The following is a 6,608-nucleotide window of genomic DNA, read 5'->3' on the forward strand; positions in this document are numbered from 1 at the left end:
ACGCCTCAAGCACCTTGCGATCTTTCCTCGAAAGGTGGACTTCTCTTGCTTCGGGTATCATCCCGACCTTGAATCACGACTCACGTTCCAAGAAAAGTGGGTACTAGCGAGCGAGGAAAACGGGAGACGGGTCGCAAAGGCGGCTGTTTTGGATATTATCTTCATCATGCTTCGTGCAGGAGCCCCTCTCATCGGCTGCCGCTCCTATGCGGGCACGCAAGTATCTGGCACGGGGCAAACCACGGCGCACTTTGGCGCGTCAGAATGCCCCTCACATTGGGTACACTGGGACGGATTGATCACATAGATGTCGTTCTTCAGGCTAATCGCGGCATTGGGACACTCGAACTCGCACGCACCGCAGACCGTGCATTGGGATGCGATTATCTTGTAGGCCATCAGTGCTATTCCATAAGCAAAAGGTGCGGAACAGTTTCTTGCTATCAAGTCTTGTGCCAGACATCTTGAGCTTGATTCATCTGAAGAAATTTCGATAACGCAGGTCGCCGACCCGATACGGTGTCGCAAATCCTACAACGAACATGACAATCTGATCTCGATCCTGTGGTTTGCGCATGATCGGTGTCACGGCCGTCAGCGATCAGGTAAACCACCTTCTCCAGCATTAGGGAACGATCCGAGATCCTTAAGGCCGCCTGCCGCGGCTATGATCGATGTGTCGCGACATCATGGAGCTGTCCGGGCAAGTATCAGGTCGCCCGCGGCGCATCTTGTCGGCTCCACTCAATGGGACCGGAAGGTACATCGTCTCCCTATCCTGGCGGCGGTTGAGGCAGGCGTTCGTCCGGTGATCCTCTGCTTCGTTCCGCACTCCTAATCAATACTGGCGGAGGTCAGTTGATTAATAGCCGAAAAAAAGAGCCACCCCGAAGGGTGGCCTTAGTCAGGGAGGAAACGCCCATGAGGGCCTCTGGGATCAGGCCGCAGCCTGTTCGATCGGGGAGAAGGGCAGCCCGAGGCTCTCGGCCACCGCCTTGTATGTTAGCCGGCCCCGATGGACGTTGAGGCCTGCGCGCAGATGTGGATTCTCGAGTACGGCGGAAAAACCCTTGTTGGCCAGAGCCAAACCAAACGGCAGGGTCGCGTTATTCAGTGCCTGGCTCGAGGTTAGCGGCACGGCACCCGGCATATTGGCCACACAATAATGAATGATGCCATCTACTTCGTATGTTGGATCAGCGTGAGTGGTTGGGCGCGATGTCTCAAAGCAGCCGCCCTGATCGATAGCGACGTCCACGAGTACGGCTCTCTTGCGCATTGAGCTCAGCATGCTCCGGCGGACCAGCTTCGGAGCGCTTGCCCCTGGGACGAGCACCGCACCAATCACCACGTCCGCCGCAAATACCTCTTCCTCCACGGATTCGATGGTCGAAAACCTAGTGCGAACCCGTCCTTCGAATAGCTCGTCCAGCTCACGGAGCCGGATGATCGAACGATCGATGATGGTCACCTCTGCGCCCAGACCAGCCGCCATGCGCGCGGCGTGCGTACCGACGACCCCACCTCCAATCACCACGATTCGGGCAGGCTGAACCCCGGGCACCCCACCGATCAGCAGCCCTCGCCCCCCTGTACTCCGCTTTAGAGCGCTACCCGCCGCTTCGATCGAAAGCCTGCCCGCGACCTCGCTCATCGGCGCCAGCAGTGGAAGACCACCATGAGCATCAGTTACGGTCTCATAGGCGATTGCAATGCATCCAGATTTCAAGAGGCCGGCAGCCTGTTCCGGGTCCTGGGCCAAGTGCAAATAGGTGAACAGGATTTGATCCTCACGCAGCTGGGACCATTCGGCCGGCTGAGGCTCCTTGACCTTTACGATCATCTCGCTCGATGCGAATACCTCAGCTGCCGAAGTTAAGATCGTTGCGCCGGCATTGCGATAATCGCCATCGGTTGCACCAATGCCAGCGCCGGCATTGGTCTCGATCATCACGCGGTGGCCCGCTGCCACGTATTCACGGGCAGCTCCTGGGGTAAGGCCCACGCGATATTCGTGCGCCTTGATTTCCTTTGGAACTCCGACCTTCATTTGAATACTCCCTGCCTGACGCGCCTTCTTATCGGAAGCGCGCAGCGATATCGCGACGCAGCCGGGCAAAATGGCGCAGGAATTCAGCGATATTTGCGAGGCTTCGCAGGATTTCAAACCCAGGGGTGCTGGGTAGATCGTGTGATCCTGTTCGCTGAACTTAGCCGTCGAAAACTGCGCGATGCCGGTGAATCGTTCCGAATTGCAGTCGCGGCCCGCAGAAAAGCCAACAACCGAAATCCAGCCTCGCCGAACTCCTCAAGCAGCAAAGACGGCAATTTGCCAATTAGGTAGGATTGCCTATCAAGCGAAACGCTTGTTGAGCTGAGGGCTAATGGCGTTGTCAGTAAATGGCGGCCAAGAAATGGACGTTGCGCAGCCTGTTCAACAGATCCGAGGCAATTGTTCCCCCCACAGCCAGTCGACGATTCGCCGGCCGCCGAAATCGGTCGTCATCTGCACAAATTTGTGATCGTCAGCCACCGCCTCACCGATATCGGCCGCATTGGACCCGAGGGGGTGCGCCTTCATGGCTGCGAGAACGGCATCGGCAGAATCCGGCGCCACGATCGCGACGAGCTTGCCTTCGTTGGCAACATGGATCGGTTCGAGTCCAAGCAGTTCGCAGGTAGCCGCAACCGCAGGCTTCACCGGAATCATCGATTCCTGCAGATGGAAGCCGAGCTCTGATTGAAGCGCGATCTCATTGAGAGCCGCAGCGAGCCCGCCGCGCGTAGGGTCGCGCATCACCCGGATGCCGCCACCGCCAGCGGCAACCATGGCCGCAGCGAGACTATGCAACGCTGCTGAGTCGGAGACGATTTCGGTTTGAAATGCAACGTTCTGACGCTTTGACATGATCGCCACCCCATGATCACCGAGGCTACCGGACAGCAGCACACGGTCCCCGACCTTTGCCTTGTCAGCGGAAAGATCGAGCCCATCGGCCACCAGCCCGATCCCGGTCATAGAGATGAACAGACCGTCCGCCTTGCCACGCTCGACCACCTTGGTATCCCCGGCAATGATATAGACGCCGGCGGCACATGCCGCCGCGCCCATCGACTCCGCGATCGTCTTGAGATCCGAAAACCGGAAACCCTCCTCGATGATAAAGCTGGCCGACAAATAGAGAGGACGCGCACCGGACATCGCGATGTCATTAATCGTGCCGTGCACAGCCAATGACCCGATGTTGCCGCCAGGAAAGAACAGTGGCGAAATCACATAGCCATCAGTCGTCATCACCATCCTGCCTGCGGTAACATCGAACGCCGACTGATCATTGGAGCCGGCGAGCCATTCATTACCGAAGGCCTGATGAAAGAGGCCGGAGATTAGCTGTGCCATGGCACGGCCTCCGGCCCCGTGGGAAAGTTCAACGCGTCCGTTCTCCACATCGAGCTTGCGTTGATAGGCTTTCACGCTCATGACGTCTGCCTCGCCTGCTCATCGCGAACTCGGCGATAGGTCCAATACGCCGCACAAGCTCCTTCTGATGACACCATGCAGGCTCCTATGGGCGTTTCCGGCGTGCAGATATTGCCAAACAACTTGCAATCGATCGGCCGTTTGGCGCCACGCAGGATCGCGCAGCATTCGCAGGCCGGATTGTCTGCGACACGCAGGTCATGGATCGCAAAGCGCGTCTCGGCGTCGAATTTTGCATATGATTGCTTCAGCTTCAGTCCGCTGTTGGGTACCAGTCCAAGCCCGCGCCATTCAAACTGCTCACGCAGCTCGAAGACCTGCGAGACCTCCTCCTTGGCGCGCCGGTTGCCTTCGCGTGTCACTGCACGGCTGTATTGGTTTTCCACCTCGTGGCGGTTTTGGTTCACTTGCCGCACCAGCATCAGGACAGCCTGCAGCACGTCGAGGGGTTCAAATCCGGCGACCACGATCGGCTTCTCGAATTGTTCCGCCATGGGCTCGTAAGGCTGCGTACCGACAATGGTGCTGACATGTGCAGGCCCGATGAAGCCGTCAATGGGGACCCCGCCCGTGTTGCGGATCTTCGGGTTCTCGAGAATGCGGTGCATCGCAGAGGGCGTAAGAACGTGATTGCAGAACACGCTAAGGCCCTCGAGCCGCTTGTGCTCGGCAATCCTGATCATGACCGCCGTCGGGGGCGTCGTGGTCTCAAATCCGATGGCAAAGAAGACCACTTCGCGGCCCGGCGTCTGTTCGGCGAGCCGGATAGCGTCGAGGGTCGAGTAGACCATCCGAATGTGGGCACCCAGCGCTTTGGCAAGCAACAGGGACTGCCCTTGCGACCCAGGCGCGCGCATCAGGTCGCCGTAGACGCACAGAATGACCTCTGGCCGCTCGGCGAGCCGGATCGCCATGTCGATACGGCTCGCCGGCAGAACGCAGACGGGACAACCGGGCCCGTGGATCATCCGAACGTTCGCGGGCAGCAGATCCTCAAGACCGTAGCGGGAGATTGCATGAGTGTGTCCACCGCAAAATTCCACGAACCGGTAGGCTCGTTGTGAACTGACCTCAGCGTCAATTGCTCGCGCAAGTCCCTGCGCGATAGTCTTGTCGCGAAATTCGCTGGAATATTTCACGATCGGCATTCCTTCGCAGCGCCTAGCTCCTGCAGGAGCTCTAGCGTGCGCTTGGCTTCCGCCGGATCGATCTTAGCGAGCGCATAGCCGACATGGACCAGGACGAAATCGCCGACGTCGAGCTCGTCGAGGAGGGCAATCGATATCTCCAGGTTGACGCCATCGATGAACACGAGGGCCATTTCGTTGGGAAGAATTTTCGCGATCTTTGCCGGAACCGAAAGACACATATCAGGCAGCTCCTGCCCGGCGGGCGGCTGTTGAGCAATCTTTAGAGCCGCAATCCAGGCCTGGCCGAGGCTCAAACCGCCGTCATTGGGCGGCAGCCGTCGCGGTACCAGGGGGGTAAGACCGGCATCGCTGCACCCCCGCGGGATTTTGTCCGCCAGCACCGCGTTCAGGAAGCAGCCGCCGCTCAGAACCACGGTATTGATGCCGGTTGTCCGCGCAGAGCGTGTGACCCAGTCAACGCAGGCAGCGGCTAACGTGCCATGAAACAGCCCGGCTCCTCCGGCAGCGTCAATGTCATCAGCAATCAAACGTGAAAATAGCGGACCAAGGGACAGCACGCCGCCCTCGATCGTCCAGCCGGCTTCCAGAATCGTAGTACCCCGCACCAGCGCTTCGAGCTTCAACGCTGCTTCGCCGTCATAGCTCTGCAGATTCGCAATACCTAGCAGCGCCGCTGCCGCGTCGAACAACCGTCCCGCACTGGTCGTGGTGGTCCCGCCCGGCTGATCGAGCAAGTCCGACAGACAGCCGGCTTGCCGCTGCGCGGCAAAGCGCTGCCCGATTTCGTTACCCCGGCCGAGCCCGTGTAATACTGCGCTGGCCATGCGCCACGGCTCGCGGGCTGCACGATCTCCAACCGGTATCTGCAGGGGCGCTAAGTGCCCGATGCGCTGGGACGACGTCTCTTCGCACAACAATAATTCGCCACCCCAGTTACCGCCGTCGGAGCCAAAGCCATGGCCATCGAGCACCAGGGCAAGCGCAGGTCCCGCATGGCCGTGCTCAGCGATTACTGCGGCAGCGTGTGCATGGTGATGCTGAACCGCGACTAGCGCGCGAGCATTTGCTTCCGCAAACCGGGTAGAAGCCATATCGGGATGCAAATCATGGGCGACGGCGACAGGCTCCACGCCGAGGCTCGATGTGAGGTGCCGGATCGTCTTCTCGAACGCACGGATGCTTTCGGCCGTATTTAGATCGCCAATATGCTGAGAGACGAACGCTTGGTCGTCCCGCGTGATGGTGACGGTCGACTTCAGTATCCCGCCGACGGCGAGCACGGGCGGGACAGACCTTGCAAGCCGAATTGGCTCGGGAACATAGCCGCGAGCACGACGGATGAATTGGTCCCGGCCAGCGGCCACCGAAACCACGGAATCATCAGCGCACGCCAAGATATCGCGATCATGGGTCACGACCAGGTCGGCGACCCCCTTGAGCTGTCTCAACGCCTCCACGTTATCGATCAGCAGGGGTTCGCCGTAGAGATTTGCACTGGTGACAACGATGACCGGGCCAGCCTCTCCACGCTGCGGCAACGCGGCAATAAACTCAGACGTACGGTGCCCCTCGACCTCGATGAGAACGCCCTCGGGACCATTGATGACAAATCCCGCCAATCCGTACCGCATGGCTAGTCCATAGACGTAGGGACGAAAGCCAACCCCTTGCACTGCTCCACTCACGCGCACGCGCAGTCGCTTTCGATCGCAGGTGGCTGCGGCGCTCATCGCCTTGCGTCCTCTAAGGCGCGCCTCTGACGGCGCGCCTGCCTGTTGATCCAGGCGTAGAGCGCGCCAAAGCCCTCGCCAGTACGAGCCGAAACGACAAGCACGTCAATCTTTGGGTTGACCCGTCTGGCATACTCAGAGCTGGCCCCGGTTGTTTGGACAGCGCCCCGCTGGATTTAAGTGGATTCCTGCCGGGTTATGCTGAACGCGGGGCTTTACGATTTTGTCGTTGCGTCGGGAGGGCGT

Annotated in this window: 5 protein-coding genes; all 5 read right to left on the reverse strand. The window is 59.5% G+C overall.

The genetic code is table 11. The features are described from left to right. Positions 1-204: 204 nt before the first annotated feature. Positions 205-399: a 4Fe-4S binding protein gene (locus QJT78_RS47210; RefSeq protein ID WP_011084548.1), complete on the reverse strand. Its 195-nt coding sequence runs from the start codon at positions 397-399 to the stop codon at positions 205-207. 538 nt (positions 400-937) lie between these two features. After that, positions 938-2,050, reverse strand: coding sequence for an alanine dehydrogenase (gene ald, locus QJT78_RS47215; protein ID WP_038953802.1), 1,113 nt, complete (start codon positions 2,048-2,050; stop codon positions 938-940). A gap of 384 nt (positions 2,051-2,434) precedes the next feature. Continuing rightward, positions 2,435-3,481, reverse strand: a complete 1,047-nt coding sequence (gene hypE / locus QJT78_RS47220; protein WP_011084546.1) for a hydrogenase expression/formation protein HypE — start codon at positions 3,479-3,481, stop codon at positions 2,435-2,437. After that, positions 3,478-4,620, reverse strand: coding sequence for a hydrogenase formation protein HypD (hypD, locus tag QJT78_RS47225; protein WP_028154318.1), 1,143 nt, complete (start codon positions 4,618-4,620; stop codon positions 3,478-3,480). The genes hypE and hypD overlap by 4 nt, the downstream gene beginning before the upstream one ends. After that, complete coding sequence (hypC, locus tag QJT78_RS47230; protein ID WP_028154317.1) at positions 4,617-6,362, reverse strand: HypC/HybG/HupF family hydrogenase formation chaperone; 1,746 nt, start codon at positions 6,360-6,362, stop codon at positions 4,617-4,619. Before hypC ends, hypD begins: the two co-directional genes overlap by 4 nt. Positions 6,363-6,608: the final 246 nt, after the last annotated feature.

Origin of the sequence: Bradyrhizobium sp. Mp27, from assembly GCF_029953005.1 — a bacterium.
Lineage (GTDB): Bacteria > Pseudomonadota > Alphaproteobacteria > Rhizobiales > Xanthobacteraceae > Bradyrhizobium > Bradyrhizobium barranii.

What these genes read in the sequence shown, in the direction of transcription:
- QJT78_RS47210 (WP_011084548.1), bottom strand. Translation starts at nt 399, where the DNA reads ATGGCCTACAAGATAATCGCATCCCAATGCACGGTCTGCGGTGCGTGC.
- ald (WP_038953802.1), bottom strand. Translation starts at nt 2,050, where the DNA reads ATGAAGGTCGGAGTTCCAAAGGAAATCAAGGCGCACGAATATCGCGTG.
- hypE (WP_011084546.1), bottom strand. Translation starts at nt 3,481, where the DNA reads ATGAGCGTGAAAGCCTATCAACGCAAGCTCGATGTGGAGAACGGACGC.
- hypC (WP_028154317.1), bottom strand. Translation starts at nt 6,362, where the DNA reads ATGAGCGCCGCAGCCACCTGCGATCGAAAGCGACTGCGCGTGCGCGTG.